Origin of the sequence: Streptomyces mayonensis (assembly GCF_018982965.1) — a bacterium.
GTDB classification, from domain to species: domain Bacteria; phylum Actinomycetota; class Actinomycetes; order Streptomycetales; family Streptomycetaceae; genus Streptomyces; species Streptomyces mayonensis.
This window is the reverse complement of the sequence record NZ_JACBYP010000009.1, coordinates 1-19,591: the sequence shown is the minus strand read 5'-3', so window position 1 is coordinate 19,591 and position 19,591 is coordinate 1. Positions and strand designations below refer to the sequence as shown.

Annotated in this window: 16 protein-coding genes and 2 tRNA genes; 6 read left to right on the top strand and 12 right to left on the bottom strand. The window is 70.6% G+C overall.

The window, feature by feature from the left end; translation table 11 throughout:
- Nucleotides 1-49: 49 nt before the first annotated feature.
- Nucleotides 50-2,674 carry a valine--tRNA ligase gene (locus HZS56_RS05170; RefSeq protein WP_216719487.1) on the bottom strand — a complete coding sequence of 875 codons (2,625 nt, stop codon included), beginning with the start codon at nucleotides 2,672-2,674 and terminating at the stop codon, nucleotides 50-52.
- A gap of 136 nt (nucleotides 2,675-2,810) precedes the next feature.
- On the opposite strand from HZS56_RS05170, the gene HZS56_RS05165 reads away from it, so the two are divergent.
- Nucleotides 2,811-3,803, top strand: coding sequence for a hypothetical protein (locus tag HZS56_RS05165; RefSeq protein ID WP_216719486.1), 993 nt, complete (start codon nucleotides 2,811-2,813; stop codon nucleotides 3,801-3,803).
- A 97-nt stretch (nucleotides 3,804-3,900) separates the two neighbouring features.
- Here HZS56_RS05165 and clpX read toward each other — a convergent pair whose 3' ends face one another.
- The 5 genes from clpX to HZS56_RS05140 form a co-directional block, all read right to left on the bottom strand.
- A complete protein-coding gene (gene clpX, locus HZS56_RS05160; protein ID WP_216719485.1) occupies nucleotides 3,901-5,187 on the bottom strand; it encodes an ATP-dependent Clp protease ATP-binding subunit ClpX in 1,287 nt (428 codons plus the stop codon).
- A gap of 191 nt (nucleotides 5,188-5,378) precedes the next feature.
- A complete protein-coding gene (locus tag HZS56_RS05155) occupies nucleotides 5,379-6,092 on the bottom strand; it encodes an ATP-dependent Clp protease proteolytic subunit (RefSeq protein ID WP_308408003.1) in 714 nt (237 codons plus the stop codon).
- Nucleotides 6,093-6,142: 50 nt separating this feature from the next.
- Nucleotides 6,143-6,748, bottom strand: coding sequence for an ATP-dependent Clp protease proteolytic subunit (locus HZS56_RS05150; RefSeq protein WP_031040345.1), 606 nt, complete (start codon nucleotides 6,746-6,748; stop codon nucleotides 6,143-6,145).
- Between the two features lie 368 nt (nucleotides 6,749-7,116).
- The gene (tig, locus tag HZS56_RS05145; RefSeq protein WP_216719484.1) at nucleotides 7,117-8,544 is read right to left on the bottom strand and encodes a trigger factor; all 1,428 of its coding nucleotides are present in this window, start codon (nucleotides 8,542-8,544) and stop codon (nucleotides 7,117-7,119) included.
- Between the two features lie 215 nt (nucleotides 8,545-8,759).
- Nucleotides 8,760-8,836 (bottom strand) — tRNA-Pro (locus tag HZS56_RS05140).
- Nucleotides 8,837-8,999: 163 nt separating this feature from the next.
- Between HZS56_RS05140 and HZS56_RS05135 the strand changes: the two genes are divergently transcribed.
- Nucleotides 9,000-9,073, top strand: a tRNA-Gly gene (locus HZS56_RS05135).
- Between the two features lie 155 nt (nucleotides 9,074-9,228).
- Nucleotides 9,229-9,516, top strand: coding sequence for an outer membrane protein assembly factor BamE (locus HZS56_RS05130; RefSeq protein ID WP_216719483.1), 288 nt, complete (start codon nucleotides 9,229-9,231; stop codon nucleotides 9,514-9,516).
- A gap of 153 nt (nucleotides 9,517-9,669) precedes the next feature.
- Here HZS56_RS05130 and HZS56_RS05125 read toward each other — a convergent pair whose 3' ends face one another.
- The gene (locus HZS56_RS05125; RefSeq protein ID WP_216719482.1) at nucleotides 9,670-9,864 is read right to left on the bottom strand and encodes a hypothetical protein; all 195 of its coding nucleotides are present in this window, start codon (nucleotides 9,862-9,864) and stop codon (nucleotides 9,670-9,672) included.
- A gap of 634 nt (nucleotides 9,865-10,498) precedes the next feature.
- On the opposite strand from HZS56_RS05125, the gene HZS56_RS05120 reads away from it, so the two are divergent.
- Nucleotides 10,499-11,746: an acyltransferase family protein gene (locus tag HZS56_RS05120; RefSeq protein ID WP_216719481.1), complete on the top strand. Its 1,248-nt coding sequence runs from the start codon at nucleotides 10,499-10,501 to the stop codon at nucleotides 11,744-11,746.
- 29 nt (nucleotides 11,747-11,775) lie between these two features.
- On the opposite strand, the gene HZS56_RS05115 is transcribed toward HZS56_RS05120, so the two are convergent.
- On the bottom strand, nucleotides 11,776-12,204 hold the full coding sequence (locus HZS56_RS05115; protein ID WP_216719563.1) for an HD domain-containing protein: 429 nt from the start codon (nucleotides 12,202-12,204) through the stop codon (nucleotides 11,776-11,778).
- 88 nt (nucleotides 12,205-12,292) lie between these two features.
- Complete coding sequence (locus tag HZS56_RS05110; RefSeq protein ID WP_216719480.1) at nucleotides 12,293-13,480, bottom strand: PP2C family protein-serine/threonine phosphatase; 1,188 nt, start codon at nucleotides 13,478-13,480, stop codon at nucleotides 12,293-12,295.
- A gap of 163 nt (nucleotides 13,481-13,643) precedes the next feature.
- Here HZS56_RS05110 and HZS56_RS05105 point away from each other — a divergent pair, with 163 nt between their 5' ends.
- Nucleotides 13,644-14,906 carry a GNAT family N-acetyltransferase gene (locus tag HZS56_RS05105; protein WP_216719479.1) on the top strand — a complete coding sequence of 421 codons (1,263 nt, stop codon included), beginning with the start codon at nucleotides 13,644-13,646 and terminating at the stop codon, nucleotides 14,904-14,906.
- A 10-nt stretch (nucleotides 14,907-14,916) separates the two neighbouring features.
- Here HZS56_RS05105 and HZS56_RS05100 read toward each other — a convergent pair whose 3' ends face one another.
- Both HZS56_RS05100 and HZS56_RS05095 read right to left on the bottom strand, forming a co-directional pair.
- Nucleotides 14,917-15,723, bottom strand: a complete 807-nt coding sequence (locus HZS56_RS05100) for an Fpg/Nei family DNA glycosylase (protein WP_216719478.1) — start codon at nucleotides 15,721-15,723, stop codon at nucleotides 14,917-14,919.
- A gap of 644 nt (nucleotides 15,724-16,367) precedes the next feature.
- Nucleotides 16,368-16,853 (bottom strand): ribose-5-phosphate isomerase, encoded by a 486-nt coding sequence (locus HZS56_RS05095; protein ID WP_216719477.1) that lies wholly within the window; start codon nucleotides 16,851-16,853, stop codon nucleotides 16,368-16,370.
- Between the two features lie 204 nt (nucleotides 16,854-17,057).
- Between HZS56_RS05095 and HZS56_RS05090 the strand changes: the two genes are divergently transcribed.
- On the top strand, nucleotides 17,058-18,500 hold the full coding sequence (locus HZS56_RS05090) for an amino acid permease (RefSeq protein ID WP_216719476.1): 1,443 nt from the start codon (nucleotides 17,058-17,060) through the stop codon (nucleotides 18,498-18,500).
- 145 nt (nucleotides 18,501-18,645) lie between these two features.
- Here the strand turns inward: HZS56_RS05090 and HZS56_RS05085 are convergent, their stop codons facing one another.
- Nucleotides 18,646-19,230: a biotin transporter BioY gene (locus HZS56_RS05085; RefSeq protein WP_216719475.1), complete on the bottom strand. Its 585-nt coding sequence runs from the start codon at nucleotides 19,228-19,230 to the stop codon at nucleotides 18,646-18,648.
- Nucleotides 19,231-19,591 lie beyond the last annotated feature (361 nt).

Sequence of the window (19,591 nt, the reverse complement as noted above, 5' to 3'; positions counted from 1 at the left end):
CCCGGAACCTCCCGGCTCCGGGCGCCCGCACCGACGTGGCACCGGCGGGCTACGCCTCCGGCAGCTTTTCGAGCTGTGCGGCGATGCGGGCGATGTCCTCGTCCGCCTTGGCCAGGCGCCCCCGGATCTTCTCCACGACGTGGTCCGGCGCCTTGGCGAGGAACGCCTCGTTGCCGAGCTTGCCGTTGGCCTGGGCCTTCTCCTTCTCCGCCGCCGCGAGGTCCTTCGCGAGCCGCTTGCGCTCGGCCGCGAAGTCGATGACCCCGGAGAGGTCGAGGGCGACCTCGACGCCCGCGACCGGCAGCGTCGCCGTCGCGGTGAACCCGTCGCCCTCCGGCTGGAGCCGCAGCAGCTGCCGGACGGCCGCCTCGTGGGCCGCGAGCGCGCTGCCCGCGAGGGTGAGGCGGGCCGGGACCCGCTGGCCGGGCTGGAGCCCCTGGTCGGCGCGGAAGCGGCGGACCTCGGTGATCACCGACTGAAGCGTTTCGATCTCGCGCTCGGCGTCCGCGTCCCGGAAGCCCGAGTCCTGCGGCCAGTCGGCGATGACGACGGACTCACCGCCCGTGAGCGTCGTCCACAGCGTCTCGGTGACGAAGGGCACGACCGGGTGGAGGAGCCGCAGCGTCACGTCGAGGACCTCGCCGAGGACGCGCTTGCCGACCTCGGCGGCCTCGCCGCCCGCCTGGAAGGTGGTCTTGGACAGCTCGACGTACCAGTCGAAGACCTCGTCCCAGGCGAAGTGGAACAGGGCGTCGGACAACTTCGCGAACTGGTAGTCCTCGTAGTACGCGTCGACCTCGGCGACGACCGAGTTGAGGCGGGAGAGGATCCACCGGTCGGTCGAGGACATCCTCGACGCGTCGGGCAGCGGGCCCTCGACCGTCGCACCGTTCATCAGCGCGAAGCGGGTGGCGTTCCAGATCTTGTTGGCGAAGTTGCGCGAGCCCTGGACCCAGTCCTCGCCGATCGGCACGTCGACGCCCGGGTTGGCGCCGCGCGCGAGGGTGAAGCGGAGGGCGTCGGAGCCGTACTTGTCCATCCAGTCCAGCGGGTTGACCACGTTCCCGAAGGACTTGGACATCTTCTTGCCGTTCTGGTCACGGACCATGCCGTGCAGGGCGATGGTGTGGAACGGCGGCGTGCCGTCCATCGCGTAGAGGCCGAACATCATCATCCGGGCGACCCAGAAGAAGAGGATGTCGTAGCCGGTGACCAGGACGGAGTTCGGGTAGAACTTCGCGAGCGACTCGGTCTGCTCGGGCCAGCCGAGGGTGGAGAACGGCCACAGGCCGGAGGAGAACCAGGTGTCGAGGACGTCGGGGTCCTGCCGCCAGCCCTCGCCGCTGGGCGGCTCCTCGTCGGGGCCGACGCAGACGACCTCGCCGTTCGGCCCGTACCAGACCGGGATGCGGTGGCCCCACCACAGCTGGCGGGAGATGCACCAGTCGTGGAGGTTGTCGACCCAGTCGAAGTACCGCTTCTCCATCTCCTGCGGGTGGATCCTGACCTTGCCGTCGCGGACCGCGTCACCGGCGGCCTTGGCGAGCGGGCCGACCTTGACCCACCACTGCATGGACAGGCGCGGCTCGATGGTGGTCTTGCAGCGCGAGCAGTGGCCGACGGAGTGGACGTAGGGCCGCTTCTCGGCGACGATCCGGCCCTCGGCGCGCAGCGCGGCGACGATGGCGGAGCGGGCCTCCAGGCGGTCCAGTCCCTGGAAGGGGCCGTGCGCGGTGATGACGGCGTGCTCGTCCATCACGGCGATGGCGGGCAGGTCGTGGCGCCGGCCGATCTCGAAGTCGTTCGGGTCGTGGGCCGGGGTGACCTTGACGGCACCGGTGCCGAACTCGGGGTCGACGTGCTCGTCGGCGACGACGGGGATGGAGCGGTCGGTCAGCGGCAGGCGGATCTGCTTGCCGATCAGGTGCTGGTACCGCTCGTCCCCGGGGTGCACGGCGACCGCCGTGTCGCCGAGCATGGTCTCGGCGCGGGTCGTGGCGACGACAATGGTGTCGTCCCCCTCGCCGTACTTCATGGAGACCAGTTCGCCGTCGTCGTCCTGGTACTCGACCTCGATGTCGGAGATCGCGGTCAGGCAGCGGGGGCACCAGTTGATGATGCGTTCGGCGCGGTAGATCAGCTCGTCGTCGTAGAGCCGCTTGAAGATGGTCTGGACGGCCTGCGAGAGGCCCTCGTCCATCGTGAAGCGCTCACGGGTCCAGGCGACGCCGTCGCCGAGGCGGCGCATCTGCCCGCCGATCTGGCCGCCGGACTCGGCCTTCCACTGCCAGACGCGCTCGACGAACGCCTCGCGGCCGAGGTCGTGCCGGGACTTGCCCTCCCGGCCCAGCTCGCGCTCGACGACGTTCTGCGTGGCGATGCCGGCGTGGTCCATGCCGGGCTGCCACAGCGTCTCGTGGCCCTGCATGCGCTTGCGGCGGGTCAGGGCGTCGATGAGCGTGTGCTCGAAGGCGTGCCCGAGGTGGAGGCTGCCCGTGACGTTCGGCGGCGGGATGACGACGGTGTACGGCGGCTTGTCGCTCTTCGCGTCGGCCTCGAAGTAACCGCGTTCTACCCAGCGCTCGTACAGCTGCCCCTCTACCTCGGCCGGCGCGTACTGGGTCGGCAGTTCGGTGGTGGGTGCGGGCTGCGGCTGCTGAGAGTTCTCGGTCACGGGGTCAGTTTAAGGGCGTCACGACCCTGTCCCGAAACGCGTTTCCTTTGTAACGGTGCGGCCCCCGGTTACCTGTGCGCGCCGGTCCTGGGTCAGGATGTCGGGACCACGTAAACATCCGAGGGGGAACCCAGAAATGAGTCACAACCAGCCGGGCCCGTACGGCGGACAGCCCCAGCAGCCCGGACCGTACGGCCAGCCGGGACCGTACGGCCAGCAACCGCCGCAGGCCCCCCAGCCCGGCTACGGCTACCCCCAGCAGACGCCTCCCCCGCAGCCGGGCTACGGCTACCCGCAGCAGGGCGGCGGTGTCCCGCCGCAGACGCCGCCGTACGGCCAGCAGCCTCCCTACGGCCAGCAGCCCCCCTACGGCCAGCAGCCTCCCGGCCAGCCGCCGTACGGCATGCCGCAGCCGCCGGCGCCGGGCGGCGGCAAGAAGAAGACCGGCCTGATCATCGGTGCGGTGGCGGTCGTGGCCGCGATCGGCGTGGGCGCCTACTTCGTGTTCGGCACGGGCGGCGGCGCGGGCGGCGACGTCGAGGACGACGGCCCGCACAAGCTGACGGCGCCGGAGAAGGTCCTGACCGACTACACGCGCGCCGGTGACGAGGGGGCCGCGGCCGACGACGAGTCGGTCGAGCAGCTGAAGAAGAGCGGAGTCGAGGACGGGACCACCGTGACCGGCTTCTACTCCACGGCCGACCTGAGCGGCTACGACCCCTCCGACCCGAGCACCGCGCCCGACGCGACCGAGATGGCGAAGGCCAAGGGCATCACCTTCATCGGGGCCTACGGGAAGATCTCCGACCCGGAGGCCACGGTCGACAAGCTCTTCGCGGAGTTCAAGGCCGAGTCCGAGAAGAGCTCGTCCTCGTCGTCCGGGACCGGCGGCGGCAAGGTCGTCGGCGAGCCCGAGTCGGTCGAACTCGACGGCGCGGTCATGAAGTGCCAGGGGGTCGAGGGCAAGAACCAGCTCACCAAGAAGGACAAGACCGACTGGATCTGCGCCTGGGCGGACTACAGCACGCTCGCCCTGGTCTCCCCCGGTGACGCCACCCAGGGTGTGTCGAAGGACGTCGCCGCCGACGTCACCACCAAGCTCCGCAAGGAGATCCGCGTCAAGGCCTGACGAGCGAACCACGGACGAACGCGGAAGGGGCCCCGGTCGACGGGGCCCCTTCGGCGTTGGTGTGTGCCGCCGCGTACGACCGCGGCTCGTGGTGGTCTCAGGCCGTCTTCTGCTCGCCCGAGCCCCGGCCGCGCGAATCCCGCGGGATCAGTGTCGGGTTGACGTTGGACAGGACCACGTCTGCGGTGATGACGACGCGGGCGACGTCCTTGCGGGAGGGGACCTCGTACATGACGCCCTGGAGGACCTCCTCCATGATGGCGCGCAGGCCGCGGGCGCCGGTCTGGCGGAGGATGGCCTGGTCGGCGATGGCCTCCAGGGCCTCGCGCTCGAAGTCCAGCTCCACGCCGTCGAGTTCGAAGAGGCGCTCGTACTGCTTGACGAGTGCGTTGCGCGGCTCGACCAGGATCTGGAGGAGTGCCTCGCGGTCGAGGTTGTGCACGGAGGTGATGACGGGGAGCCGGCCGATGAACTCGGGGATCATGCCGAACTTGACCAGGTCCTCCGGCATGACCTGCTCGAACTGGTCCTTGGACTCGATCTCCCGCTTGGAGCGGATCTGCGCACCGAAGCCGATGCCCTTGGCGCCGGCCCGCCCCTCGATGATCTTCTCCAGGCCCGAGAAGGCGCCGCCCACGATGAACAGGACGTTCGTCGTGTCGATCTGGATGAACTCCTGGTGCGGGTGTTTGCGACCGCCCTGCGGCGGCACCGAGGCCGTGGTGCCCTCCAGGATCTTCAGCAGGGCCTGCTGGACGCCCTCGCCCGAGACGTCACGGGTGATCGACGGGTTCTCGCTCTTGCGCGCGACCTTGTCGATCTCGTCGATGTAGATGATGCCGGTCTCGGCCTTCTTGACGTCGTAGTCCGCGGCCTGGATCAGCTTCAGGAGGATGTTCTCGACGTCCTCTCCGACGTACCCCGCCTCGGTGAGCGCGGTGGCGTCGGCGATGGCGAACGGCACGTTCAGCATGCGCGCCAGGGTCTGGGCGAGGAGCGTCTTGCCGGAGCCCGTGGGGCCCAGCAGGAGGATGTTGGACTTCGCCAACTCGATGGCGTCCTCGCGGCCTTGGGCTCCGCCGTTCTCGCCGGCCTGGACCCGCTTGTAGTGGTTGTACACCGCGACGGAGAGCGCCTTCTTGGCTGCTTCCTGGCCGACCACGTAGCTCTCGAGGAACTCGTAGATCTCGCGGGGCTTCGGGAGTTCCTCCCAGCGCACCTCGCTGCTCTCCGCGAGCTCTTCCTCGATGATCTCGTTGCAGAGGTCGATGCACTCGTCGCAGATGTACACACCGGGCCCTGCGATGAGCTTCTTGACCTGCTTCTGGCTCTTCCCGCAGAACGAGCACTTGAGCAGATCGCCGCCGTCACCGATGCGTGCCACGGTGTGCTTCCCCTTCGCCTGGGAGACTCCTGGACGTCGACGTCACGTCGCCGTACAGCGGACTCCTGGTGCTGCCTTATGTCCGACGGTACCTTGCCGGGCCCCTCGTCCGGGCCCCCCTTGGCACGGTTCGCCTTGACGTGAACCGCGTCAAACCGTGCCAAGGAGCGGCAGACGATACAGCCTCCCGCCTAGCGGAGAGAGGAGTTGTCCATCTTCCGGGTGGTGATGATCTGGTCGATCAGGCCGTAGCCCAGCGCGTCCTCGGCCGTGAGGATCTTGTCGCGCTCGATGTCGTCGCGGATCTTCTCGACGGGCGTGGTGGAGTGCTTGGCCAGCATCTCCTCCAGCTGCGAGCGCATCCGCAGGATCTCGTTGGCGGCGATCTCCAGGTCGGAGACCTGGCCGCGGCCGGTCTCGCTGTACGGCTGGTGGATCAGGACGCGGGCGTTCGGCAGCGCCATGCGCTTGCCCGGGGTGCCGGCGGCCAGCAGGACGGCGGCGGCGGAGGCGGCCTGGCCCATGCAGACCGTCTGGATGTCCGGCTTCACGTACTGCATCGTGTCGTAGATGGCCGTGAGCGCGGTGAACGAGCCGCCGGGGCTGTTGATGTAGACCGAGATGTCCCGGTCGGGGTCCATCGACTCCAGGCACAGCAGCTGCGCCATGACGTCGTTGGCGGAGGCGTCGTCGATCTGGACGCCGAGGAAGATCACGCGCTCCTCGAAGAGCTTCGCGTACGGGTCGTACTCGCGCACGCCCTGCGAGGTGCGCTCGACGAAGCGCGGGATGACGTAGCGGGACTCGGCCTGCGGGCCGGTGTAGCGGCCCTGGGACGCGGCGGCGCCCATGTCCTGCGTGGCGTGCATGCGGTCGTACAGGCCGCTGCCGGGGAAGTCGTTCACAGTGTCTCCTGTAAAGGGGCTGAGGCGGTCGGCTCGGGGCGGGGGATGGCTCAGGCGCCCGTACCGCCGCCGCCCGGCATGCCGGCGGCCGTGGTGATCACGTCGTCGACGAGGCCGTACTCCTTGGCCTCGAAGGCGTCGAACCAGCGGTCGCGGTCCGAGTCGCGGGTGATCTGCTCGATCGTCTGGCCGGTGTGCTGCGAGGTGAGCTCGGCCATGCGCTTCTTGGTGTGCAGCAGCCGCTCGGCGTGGATCTTGATGTCCGAGGCCGAACCGGCGAGGCCGGCGGAGGGCTGGTGGATCAGGATCTCGGCGTTCGGCAGTGCGAAGCGCTTGCCCGGGGTGCCCGCGCTGAGCAGGAACTGTCCCATGGAGGCCGCGAGGCCCATGGCGATCGTCACCACGTCGTTCTTGATGTACTGCATGGTGTCGTAGATCGCCATGCCGGCCGTGATCGAACCGCCCGGGCTGTTGATGTACAGGAAGATGTCCTTGTCCGGATCGGCGGCAAGGAGCAGCAGCTGCGCGGTGATCTTGTTGGCAATGTCGTCGTCGACCGGCTGGCCGAGGAAGATGATCCGCTCGCCGAGCAGCCGGTTGTAGACCTGGTCGCCGAGGCCGCCACCGATGGAGGGCTCGCCGGCGGCTGAGGGCATCAGATTCGTCACGTATCCACCTGCTCGTCTTACGACGGCGCCGGGCCGTCTCACGTTTCCCTGCGGGGCTGGAGCCGCTTTCGTCAGACTCCCCTGCCCTCGTATTCATGGACCCTAACGCGGGGGGCCTGTGGCGCCATCCCGGTTCCGCGGGTGTTCGCCTCGGGCGTAGCGCCGCCACGGGGCCTGTCCGGTGCCTGTCCGGTGCCGGGTGCGGCTTCGTCGCGGTTGCTCGCGCCCGCGCGGCGCAGCCGCACACCGGCACGGCCCCGCGCCCCCGGGGTGCTGTCCCTGCCGTATGCAGAACGGGCCCCGGCGCTCGTCGTCCGGGGCCCGTTCTGCGTCCGTCTGGAAGGACGCGAGGGGGATCAGCCCTCGGTCTTCTCCTCGGCCTTGTCCTCAGCCTTGTCGGCCTTGTCCTCGGCCTTGTCGGCGTCGGCGGTCTCGGTGGCGGCGGCCTCGGCGGCCTCCGTCTCCTCGTCCTCCTCGTCGTCCAGGTCGACGACCTCGCCGTTGGTGTCCTTGACCGTGGCCTTCTCGACCACGGCGGCCAGGGCCTTGCCGCGGGCGACCTCACCGACGAGGAGCGGGACCTGGCCCTGCTCGACGACGGCCTGGGCGAACTGGTCGGGGGACATGCCGGAGGAGGAGGCACGGCGCATGAGGTGCTCCGTCAGCTCTTCCTGGCTGACGTTGAGGTTCTCCTGCTTGACCAGCTCGTCGAGGACGAACTGGGTCTTGATGCCCTTGACCGCGGCCTCGCGGGTCTCGGTCTCGAACTCCTCGGCGGTCTTGCCCTGGATCTCCAGGTACTTCTCCAGGTCGAGGCCCATCTGGCCGAGCTGGTGGTGCTCCAGGTTGTGCTTGCGGGTGTTGATCTCGTCCTCGAGGAGCTTCTCGGGGACGGGGACCTCGACCAGCTCGAGCAGCTTGTCCAGGACGCGCTCCTGGGCCTGCGTGGCCTGGTCGTACTGCTTCATGTTGGCGAGGCGCTTGCGGCTGTCGGCCTGCAGCTCCTCCAGGGTGTCGAACTCGGAGGCGAGCTGGGCGAAGTCGTCGTCCAGCTCGGGCAGCTCGCGCGCGGCGACCTGGCTGACCTTGACGGTGACCTCGGCCGCCTTGCCGGCCGCCGAGCCGCCCTTGAGCTCGGAGGTGAAGGTGGCCTCACCACCGGCCTCCAGGCCCTTCACCGCGTCGTCGATGCCGTCGAGCAGCTCGCCGGAGCCGATGGTGTAGGAGACGCCGTCGGCGACGCCGTCCTCGAGGACCTCGCCGTCGACCTTGGCCTCCAGGTCGAGGGTGACCACGTCGCCGTCCTCGGCGGCGCGCTCGACCGGCGAGGTGGAGGCGAAGCGCTCGCGCAGCTGCTCCACCGACTTCTCGACGTCCTCGTCACTGACCTCGACGGCGTCGACCTCGACCTCGATGCCGGAGTAGTCCGGGATCTCGACGGTCGGACGGATGTCGACCTCGGCGGTGAAGTTCAGCGTCTCGCCGTCCTTCAGCTCCGTGATGTCGACCTCGGGCTGGCCGAGCGGGTTCAGCTCGGCCTCGTTGACCGCGTCGGTGTAGAACTTGGGAAGCGCGTCGTTGACCGCCTCCTCCAGCACCGCACCGCGGCCGAACCGCTGGTCGATGACCCGGGCCGGGATCTTGCCCTTGCGGAAGCCCTTCACCGTGACCTGCTGGTTGATCTTCTTGTACGCCGCGTCGAGGCTGTCCTTGAGCTCCTCGAAGGGCACCTCGACAGTGAGCCGAACCCGGGTCGGGTTCAGGGTCTCCACGGCGCTCTTCACGGTTCGGTCTCCTTGGTGGCTGACTTCTTGGGTTCTGCCGGAAACAGAGGGCGTCCGGCAAATTTCGCCGCCCGGAGACTTCAGACGCTGAGACACACGGGCGTGCAGCTTGCATAGTAACGGCAGCGACTACCCGACCCAAAAGGCGATCACGGGGGCTCGTCCGAGGGGTCCGGACGCCCGCCGGAGGGGGGATCGGCCGACAACGGCCGAGGTGGTCGGGGTGGCGGGATTTGAACCCACGGCCTTCCGCTCCCAAAGCGGACGCGCTACCAAGCTGCGCCACACCCCGTCTGGTGCGACACGTAGGGTACATGCAGCCAGGCACCGGGGACCGCAGGGTTTCCCGGGCACCCCGAAAGGTCCGGCGCGGACCGGGAGGGGTGTGCGGTGAAGGGGTGCGACCCGCTACGATGCCTGCAGTGCCGCGGTCACCGACCTGCGGCGCGTGTTGTGCGGGCGTAGCTCAATGGTAGAGCCCCAGTCTTCCAAACTGGCTACGCGGGTTCGATTCCCGTCGCCCGCTCCAGACGGCCGGGGCCGGGTCGGAGGGTCGTTCCTCCGGTCCGGCCCCGGGTGTTTTCCGGCTGCCCGTGCGTTTCCCGGCTGCCCGTGCGTTTTCCGTTCCGGGAACGTCCCGCGGTGACGGGACCGGTCCCGTCTGCGGCTGCTTACGGTGCCGCCATGACCACCGTGGAGCCGGGCATGACCCGCAGTCAGGTGAAGCGTCTGCTCGGGAACCCCGCCCAGTCGATCACCGACAGGGACTACATGTCGCTGTACACGAGCACCTCCGGCCGGGGTTTCAGGCTCTGGAGGCGGAGGGGCCGTTCCGAGGCCTGGCTGTACGTGGGTACTCCGCGCACGGGATGGGCGACCTGGATCCACTTCAGCCGGGGGCGCGTCGACAAGGTGACGGCCGCCCCGCTGTCCACGGACCCTCCCGAGGGGTCTTCGGAGGGCACTGGCTGACGGGCCTCGAAGACGCCTCCGGCCCGGTCCCCGAGAGGATCGGGCCGGGGGCCTTCGTATGCTCCGGGGCCGGTGGCCGGTCGGGCTCTCGGGTGCCGGACCGGGGGCCGTGGCCTCATGGCGGGTGCGTGGCCCCGCACGGGCCCGGTGAGCCTAGAACTGGATCGAGTTGACCATGTCCGCTATCGAGTCCAGGAAGCGCTGGATGTCGTCGGCCATGCCGGTGGAGGCCAGGAAGAAGCCGAAGAGGACCGCGACGACGGCCGGCCCCGCCTTGATGGAGCCTCCCCTGAGCAGCACCACCAGGATGATCGCCAACAGCAGCACCACTGACAGTGAAATGGCCACAACTGATCACACCCTCGGTCGGTCCGCTCTCCCGGCCCGGAGGTGCGGCTGCGTGCACCCCCCGCCAGAACCATCGTGCCACCAACCGGGCCCCGCTATGCGGCAGGTGACACATCGTTCGGCCGGATCTCCCGCCGGCATGCTCCCGCGTGCACGCGGGCGTGCTCAACCATCGCACCCCGCGCAGGGGCGCGACAGGGCCTCCGTACGGAGAATTCCGGTCAGTTCGTTTCCATGCCCACACAACGCGTTCGCAGGCATTTCGAATTGTCGCGGGGGACACATCACCGATGTGCGTCGACGCGTACATCGACGGACACTCCGGCGGAGTCGCCCGTCGGTCTTATGCGCCGTTTAGTCAGGACGAGTCATGACAAGTGGGGTGCCCTGCCAGGCGCTTCCGGACAGGGCCTACCCAGCGGTGTGGGTACCGTCACGCGATCGGCGGCGTCAAGTTCCGCGGAATACGGGGCACCCGGTAGGTAGTCGGGATCCGAAATGCAGGAATGACGTCGAGGGTTTTACGTCTGCAGAGGGAGAACGCTAGGGTGCCTCAGATGTTCTACGCTGCCTCGTCCCCCAGCAGAGCAGCGAGGTCCTGTGCCGACTCGCCGGGTTTTCGGCGGGGGGTTGCATGACTAGCTCGCTGCGATCGCACGGCGACCTGAAATCGCCGCCCTCACCGGATCAGCAGACACCGCAGGCACGGGCTCAGCCGAGTCGGCAGCGCGACGCGTTCTTCGACAACGCCAAGTTCCTGGCTATCGCGCTGGTCGGCATCGGCCACTCCTGGGGCCAGATCCTCAACGGGAATCCGACCGTGGAGGCCCTCTACCGGGTCCTTTACACGTTCCACATGCCGGCGTTCATCATCATCTCCGGCTACTTCTCCCGCAGCTTCGACGGGAGCCCGCGGCGCGTCAAACGGCTGATCACGGGTGTCGTCGTCCCGTACATCGTCTTCGAGACCGCCTACGCGCTGCACCGCCGCTTCAGCGAGGACCCGTCGAACGACATCAGCCTGCTGGATCCCACCTATCTGCTGTGGTTCCTGTGCGCGCTGTTCGTCTGGCGGCTGACCACCCCCATCTGGCAGACGCTGCGCTGGCCGCTCCCCGTCTCCCTGGTCATCGCCGCCCTGGCGTCCGTGACACCCACCATCGGCAACGACCTGAACATGCAGCGCGTGCTGCAGTTCCTGCCGTGCTTCGTGCTGGGGCTGATGCTGCGCCCCGAGCACTTCCAGCTGGTGCGCCGCCGCTCCGTGCGCATCCTGTCGGTCCCGGTGGTCGCGGCGGCGCTGGCGATCGCCTGGTGGTCGATGCCGCGCATGCAGACCGACTGGTTCTACCGCAACGCCTCCGTGGAGGACCTGAGCGCCCCCTGGTGGTCGGGGCCCATCGTGACGGTGGCGCTCTTCGGGTGCTCGGTCGTGCTGACCGCGTGCTTCTTCTCCTGGGTGCCGGGGCGCCGGATGTGGTTCACGACGCTCGGCGCGGGCACGATCTACGGCTACCTGCTGCACGGTTTCCTGTCGAAGGAGGCCACGTTCTCGGGCTGGTTCCACGATGCCTGGTGGGACACGCCGCTCGGCGGAATCGTGCTGACCGTCCTCGCGGCCACCGTCATCACCCTGCTGTGCACCAAGCCGGTCCAGCGGGTCATGCGGTACGTGGTGGAGCCGAAGATGGACTGGGCCTTCAAACGGGACGCGGGTGCCGGTGCCCGCAGCCGTGAGCAGCGGGCGCGCGGCGAGGCCCGCGACACGTCCGCCGCGGCGGCCTCCGGGCCGAAGGCCGCCGCGGACGACGCTCCGGGCGCCTCCGACACGTCCAGTACGCCCACCACGCCCAGCGGGAGCGGCGGCAAGGTCTCCGTCTAGCGCGCGTACCGCGCGATCCCTCCCCGCGATCACCCCTGGCCGAGAAGCGCGCGCATCCGCGTGTACTTCTCGGCCAGTCGTGTGCGGGTGGCCGAATCGAGGACCGCGAGCCGCGCCGGGTCGGCGTTGTGTGCCAGGTCCGCCTCCTTGACCAGTCGTGCGCCGGGTGTGGCCAGGATCCGCGCGGCGTACGCCTCGGGCGGCTCCCCGGGCCGCCGGGTGAGGGCCAGGACGATGTCCTTGGTGCGGCGGGACAGCGCGGCTCCGTTCAGCCACCGCTCCGGGAGAGCGTCGTCCTCGACGGCGTCGTGCAGCCAGGCCGCCGCGATCTGGTCGTCGTCGCCGCCGCGGCGCCGTACGCCCTCGGCGACGGCCCGCAGGTGTTCGGCGTAGGGCCGGCCCGCCTTGTCGGTCTGCCCGGCGTGGGCGGCCCTGGCGGCGGTCTCGACCTCCGCCAGGGAGAGGCGGGGACGGGGGCCGGGGCGGTCTTCGGGCGGCGTGGGCGGCGTGGGCGGCGGGGTGGTGTCGGACACGTCGTCCAGTGTGTCAGCCGGCCGTCGCCGCGGACTGGGCCGTCGGGCCCTCCCGGCAGATCAGCAGCAGCGCCCGGTCGTCGTTGACGTCCTTGGCCACCGCCTCGATCAGGTGCCAGGCGGCGCCGTGGAAGCCGCCCGCGACATAGCGGTCGGCCTCGCCGGTGAGGCGGTCGATGCCCTCGGAGATGTCCCGGTCGGAGGTCTCCACGAGGCCGTCGGTGAAGAGCATCAGGACGTCTCCGGCGCGCAGCGAGCCCTTCACGGAGTCGAACTGCGCACCGTCGTACACCCCGAGGAGCGGTCCTTCGGCCGACTTCTCCTCCCAGCGGCCGGTGCCCGCGCTGAGCTGGAGGCCCGGCGGGTGCCCCGCGGAGTACAGCTCGTAGTCGCCTGAGTCGAGGTCCAGGACGAGGTGGATGGAGGTGGCGAAGCCCTCGTCCCAGTCCTGGCGCAGCAGGTAGCCGTTGGCGGCCGGCAGGAAGGCGTGCGGGGGCAGGCTGCCGAGGAGTCCGCCGAAGGCGCCGGACAGCAGCAGGGCGCGTGAACCCGCGTCCATGCCCTTGCCGGAGACGTCGGTGAGGACGACCTCCAGTGTGCGGCCGCCGCCCGTGCGGGCCGCGACGACGAAGTCGCCGGAGAAGGACTGGCCGCCGGCCGGGCGCAGCGCCATCTCCTGGTGCCAGCCCTTCGGCAGCCGGGGCAGCTTGCTCTGGACCCGGATGCGTTCGCGCAGGTCGAAGAGCATGGTGCCGCCGCGCCGCCAGGGCACCCCGACGCGGCTGCGGAACTGGGCGACGATCAGCCCGAAGAAGCCGCAGGCCGCGACGACCAGCACCACGCCGGGGGTGACCCGGGAGGGGCCCTCGGTGTAGGGGCCGAGCTGTATGGACTCCACGATCAGCGCCGTGGCCGCCGCCGCGTACAGGCCGAGCAGGCTCGCGGGGCGCAGCAGCAGGCCGCCGGCGACGATCGGGACGACCAGCGCGGAGGGCGAGCACCACACGGAGTTGGCCATGGTGGTGGCGGCGATGACGGGGATGGTCAGGAGGAGCCCGGCGAGCGCGATCCAGTCCGAGCCGTCGCCGCGGAAGTAGTCGACGGCGGCCCTGCGCACGCCGACGCGGGCCCGGTGCCACTGCTTCTTGCACCGGGCCGTGAACGTCTCGGCCGCCGCACGCCGCTGTCGTCCTGCTGTCATTAGTTCGGGACCCTATCCATCGGACCGGCCGCTTGGCACGGGAGGTCCCACTTGTCCCCCGTCCGGGGCCGGACTTCACAGTGAACTTCACGAACGGACGTCGCGCCGCAACCCTGTGGAAATTCCTTCGCCCGACTTCGTACGGCCCTGGTACGCATGAGGCATGGAACGGTTCACGGGTGAGGACGGCGGCGCGGCGACCACGGAGTTGCGGGTGTTGCGGCGTGACGAGTGGGACACCTGGTACGGGTCGCTGATCCGTGCCTTCGGCGGGGTCGCGGAGGCGCCCGAGCGGCTGGCACTGTACCGGGAACTGACGCAGGTGGACCGCTCGATCGGCGTCTGGGAGGGTGCGGAGCCCGTGGGGTCGGCGGGGGCGTTCGGCTTCCGGATGACGGTGCCGGGCGGTGCGGAGGTGCCCGCGGCGGGCGTGACGATGGTGGGTGTCGCCGCCACGCACCGGCGGCGGGGTGTACTGACGTCGATGATGCGGCGGCAGTTGGACGACGTACGGTCCTGGGGCGAGCCGCTGGCCGTGCTGACGGCCTCCGAACCGGCGATCTACGGCCGTTTCGGGTACGCCGCCGCGACCTTCGAGGTCAACGCGGAGATCGACACGGACCGGGTCCGGCTGTCGGTGCCGGCGGGCACGGATGACGTACGGGTGCGGTACACGGCGCCCGAGGAGGCGCTCGACGCGTGCGAGGCCGTGTACGCGCGGCTGGTGCCGGGGCGGCCGGGGATGCTGGCCCGGCGGCCCGGCTGGGAGCGGATGGGGGTGCTGGACCCGCCCGTCGAGCGGGAGGGCGCCTCGCCGCTGCAGTGCGTGCTGGCCCGGCGGGACGGCGCGGTCACCGGGTACGCGCGGTTCCGGGTGCGGCCCGGCTGGAACGACGCGGGGCCCGCCGGCACGGTGGAGCTGAAGGCGCTCGCCGGGCTGGATCCGGCGAGCGAGGCGGCGCTGTGGCGCTTCCTCCTCGGCGTCGACCTGACCTCGAAGCTGGCGGTGCGGGGGCGGCCGGTCGACGAGGCGTGGCAGCACCAGGTCTCGGACCTCCGGCGGTGCCGGCCGTCGCTGCGGGACGCGCTGTACGTCCGGCTGGTGGACGTGGGGGCGGCGCTCGCGGCGCGGACCTACCGGGCGCCGGTGGACGTGGTGTTCGAGGTCGAGGACGCCTTCTGCCCCTGGAACGCGGGGCGTTGGCGGCTGAGCGGGGACCCGAAGGGGGCGTCCTGCGAGCGAACGACCGACGCCGCCGACCTCGCGCTGTCCGTACGGGAGTTGGGGGCGGCGTACCTCGGGGGTGTGAGCCTGGCGTCGCTGGGTGCGGCCGGACGGGTGCGTGCGGTGCGGCCGGGGGCGCTGGCGGCGGCGTCGGTGGGTTTCGGGTCGGACGTCGCGCCGTGGCTGCCGCACGGGTTCTGAGCGCGGGGTGCTACCGCTGCTGGCAGGCGGGGCACCAGAAGAGGTTGCGGGCGGCGAGGCCGGCGGTGCGGACGGGGCCGCCGCACACGTGGCAGGGCTGGTTCGCCCGGCGGTAGACGTAGACCTCGCCGCCGTGGTCGTCGACGCGGGGCGGGCGGCCCATGGCCTCGGGGGTGTGTTCGGGGCGGACGGTGTCGATGCGGTTGTTCCGTACGCCCTCGCGCATGAGGCCGACGAGGTCCTGCCAGATCGCGTCCCACTCGGCGCGGGTGAGGTCCTTGCCGGGGCGGTACGGGTCGATGCCGTGGCGGAAGAGGACCTCGGCGCGGTAGACGTTGCCGACGCCGGCGACGACCTTCTGGTCCATGAGCAGGGCGGCGACGGTGGTGCGGCTGCGGGAGATCCGGCGGTGGGCGGCCTCCGGGTCGGCGTCCGGGCGCAGGGGGTCCGGGCCGAGGCGGTCGTGTATCGCCTGCTTCTCCGGCTCGGTGATCAGGGCGCAGGTGGTGGGGCCGCGGAGGTCGACGTACGCGGTGTCGCCGGCCAGGCGGAGGCGGACGGTGTCCGTGGGCGGGGGCGCGGGGGCCGGGCCGAAGGTGACCTTGCCGAAGAGGCCGAGGTGGATGTGGACCCAGCCGGCGCCGAAGCCCAGGAAGAGGTGTTTGCCGTGGGCGTCGGCGGTGGTGAGGACGGTGCCGTCGAGGAGGGCGGCGGCGTCGGCGAACTTGCCCTGGGGGCTGGTGACGTGGACTGCCGTCCGGGCGAAGGCGGCGGTGTAGTCCTGGGCCAGTCGGTGAATCGTGTGCCCTTCTGGCACGGGGGGTCCTTTCTCGGGGAGGGGCGGTGTGCTCCGGGGGTTCTGTTCGAGTTCTCGCCCACCCGCCCGCCCGACTCGGTCGGTCGAGAGGCTGGACTTACCCGGGGCTCCGCCCCGGCCCCCGGCGGGGACTGCGGCCCCCCGTCGAGGGGCTCGGCTCGGCCCCGGGGGCTCCGCTCCGTCCCCCGGCGGGGGGGGCGCCTCCCTGCGCGGCGGAGCCGGGTTCCTGCTGCGTCGGGTTGGCGCTCGGCACACAGGCGGTTCCGCCCTCGCGGGGTTGCCGCGGAGTCCGGGTTCCGCTCGCGGAGCGGGGTGCGTGGCGCTCAGCTCCCTGACGTGCAACCGGGGTTCGGCTCCCGCCGGACGGTGTGCGTGGCACGCAGCCGGGTCCCTCCCGCCGGGCCGGAGGCATGTGACGGAGTCCGCGGATCCGCACGCCGGGCCGGGGTGCGGGAGACGGCCCCGGAGCCCCGGCCCGGCCGGGCGGCGGTGTCCACGGCGCGGGCTCCGGGACGCTCCTGCCGGGGTGGAGTGCCTGTCGCGGAGGCGGAGGGACGGCTCGCCGGGGCGGGGCGTGGGTGGCATCCCGCACCAGGGTCCGGAGCCTCGTCCGCCGGGTCTGCCGGCGGGCAGGGCGGTGGGTGTTACTGCTGGGGGTGGTGGGGCGGGATGGGGGGAAGGTCGCCCGTCGTTTCGTACGACGTGAGCATGTCGATGCGGCGGATGTGCCGCTCGTCGCCGGAGAACGGGGTGGCGAGGAAGGTCTCGACGAACTTCGTGGCCTCGTCCTGCGTGTGCATGCGCGCCCCGACGGCCACGACGTTGGCGTCGTTGTGCTGGCGGCCCAGGGACGCCGTCTCCTCGCTCCAGGCCAGCGCCGCGCGGACCCCCTTCACCTTGTTCGCCGCGATCTGCTCACCGTTGCCGGAGCCGCCGATCACGATGCCGAGGGCGTCGGGGTCCGCGGCGGTCCGCTCGGCGGCGCGCAGGCAGAAGGGCGGGTAGTCGTCCTGGGCGTCGTAGAGGTGCGGGCCGCAGTCGACGGGCTCGTGGCCCGCCGTCTTGAGCCATTCGACGAGGTGGTTCTTGAGTTCGTAGCCCGCATGGTCGGAGCCGAGATACACGCGCATGCGTCGAGTGTGACACGCGGGTCGCGGGGTGGACGCCTCGGGTGGCTGCCTCGAAAAGGTTCAGTAAAGCTGTGGAAGCTCAGGAAAACCTCAAGTAACAATCCGGATTCAAAGGTTCCTGAATTCGTTCGCCTCCGTTTCACTGGTCCGGCTCGTACGCCGCCCGTACGGGAAAGTGCTCGACCGGCGCAAAGGAAACCCCCCATGACTTCGCAGCCGACCCTGACCAAACCCGAGGAGGGCCCCGAAGGCCCCTCGCAACCCGGGTCCGGGCTCCAGGCCGGGCTCAAGAACCGCCACCTCTCGATGATCGCCATCGGCGGCGTCATCGGGGCCGGGCTGTTCGTCGGATCCAGTACCGGCATCGCCACCGCGGGTCCCGGCATCCTCCTCTCGTACGCCCTCGTCGGCACGCTCGTGGTGCTGGTGATGCGGATGCTCGGGGAGATGTCGGCCGCCAATCCGACCTCGGGCTCCTTCTCCGCACACGCCGACCGGGCGCTCGGCCCCTGGGCCGGATTCTCCATCGGCTGGCTGTACTGGTTCTTCTGGGTCGTGGTGCTGGCCGTGGAGGCGACGGCCGGGGCCAAGATCCTGGAGGGCTGGATACCGGCCGTGCCGCAGTGGGGGTGGGCGCTGATCGTGATGGTCGTGCTGACCGCCACAAACCTCGCCTCCGTCGGCTCCTACGGCGAGTTCGAGTTCTGGTTCGCCGGGATCAAGGTCGTCGCGATCGGCGCGTTCATCGTGATCGGCGGGCTGGCCGTCTTCGGACTGCTGCCCGGCGTGGACAGCGAACAGGCGGGACTGGGGAACCTGACGGAACACGGCGGGTTCCTGCCGAACGGGGCCGGGGCCATCCTCACCGGTGTGCTGCTCGTCGTGTTCTCGTTCATGGGCAGCGAGATCCCCACCCTCGCCGCCGGCGAGTCCGAGGACCCGCAGCGTGCCGTCACCAAGGCGACCAACAGCATCATCTGGCGCATCGCCGTGTTCTACCTCGGGTCCATCTTCGTGGTGGTCGCGCTGCTGCCCTGGGACTCCGGGTCGATCGCCGACAAGGGGTCGTACGTGGCCGCGCTGGACTCGCTCGGCATCGCGAACGCCGGTCAGATCATGAACTTCATCGTGCTGACGTCCGTACTGTCCTGTCTGAACTCCGGGCTCTACACGGCCTCCCGCATGGCCTTCTCGCTCGGTGAGCGCGGTGACGCGCCCCGCGCCTTCGCCCGGACCACCCGGCGCGGGGTGCCGCGGACGGCGATCCTGGTCTCCGTGGTGTTCGGCTTCGTGGCCGTCTTCTTCAACTACGAGTTCCCGGACTCCGTCTTCCTCTTCCTCGTCAACTCCTCCGGCGCCGTGGCCCTCTTCGTATGGCTGGTGATCTGCTTCTCCCAGCTGCGGATGCGGCGGATCATCCAGGCGGAGGCCCCGGAGAAGCTGGTGGTACGGATGTGGCTGTTCCCGTATCTGACCTGGGCGGCCACCGCGGTGATCGTCTTCGTGCTCGGCTACATGCTCACCGACACCGAACACGAGGGGCGCACCACCGTGCTGCTGTCCCTGCTCGTCGCCGCGCTGGTGCTCGTGGTGGCCGTCGTCAAGCAGCGGTGGGGGACGGCGAAGACCGCCGCCGGGAAGGACTGACGTCCGGCTGAGCCGCGCGCCCAAACCGAAGGGGCCCGCCGGTCGCTGCTGCGATCCGGCGGGCCCCTTCCGTGATCCTGCGGTGCGCCACCTCGGTTCCTCGGTTCCTCGGTCCTGCGGTGCGCTGCCGCGGTCCTGCGGTGTGCTACCGCTTGTCGACCAGCTTCCAGGCGGCGGGCACGGCGCCCATCGCCAGCGCCGCCTTGAGCAGGTCGCCGATGAGGAACGGCGTGAGTCCGGCCGCGATCGCGGCGCCGAGGGACATGTCCGCGGCGAGGGCGAGGTACGGCACGCCGACGGCGTAGATGAGCGCCTCGCCGAGCAGCATCGCGCCGGCCATGCGCAGCATGGAGCGGTCGGCTCCGCGGCGGGCCAGGGCGCCCACGACCGTGGCGGCGAGCAGCATGCCGAAGACGTAGCCGAGCGACGGCGCGGCGGTGCCGGAGACGCCCTCCGCGAACCAGGGCATGCCCGCCATGCCGACCAGGGCGTAGAGCGCGAGCGAGAGCAGGCCGCGCCGGGCGCCGAGCGCGGTGCCGACCAGCAGCGCCGCGAAGGTCTGGCCGGTCACCGGCACCGGGGAGCCGGGCACGGGCACGGCGATCTGGGCGGCGACGCCGGTGAGCGCGGCACCGCCGGCCACGAGCGCGACGTCCCGGACTCGGGAGGAGGGGATGAGGTCGGCGAGGACCTGCCCGGAGCGGCGGGCGGGAACGGCAGCGGTGCTCATGGGGGACTCCGCGGTGGTGTGGACATGTCGGGACACCGTGACGCTATCCCAGCGCGGCGGGCCGGTTCACCGGCAGCGCCCGACAAAGGGGCGAGCGACGCCTTGGTGGGCTCCCGACAAAGGCGCGACTTACACCCGATCCCGGGTGACACCGGTCACCGTGGGGGCGAGGCGCGCGTCACGGGGGCGAGCCGGTGCCGTGTCCGAGCGATGACGTTCCGTATTCGGAGTGTCCGTATCGTGGGCGACCGGTGTCGCCGACCGGTGCGACACCGGAGACTGTGGGCGTTTTTGCCCCGCCTCCCCCATCCCAGGGGGGTATTAACAAAGACGAGGCCCCGCGACGAAGGGGGAGGGGGGG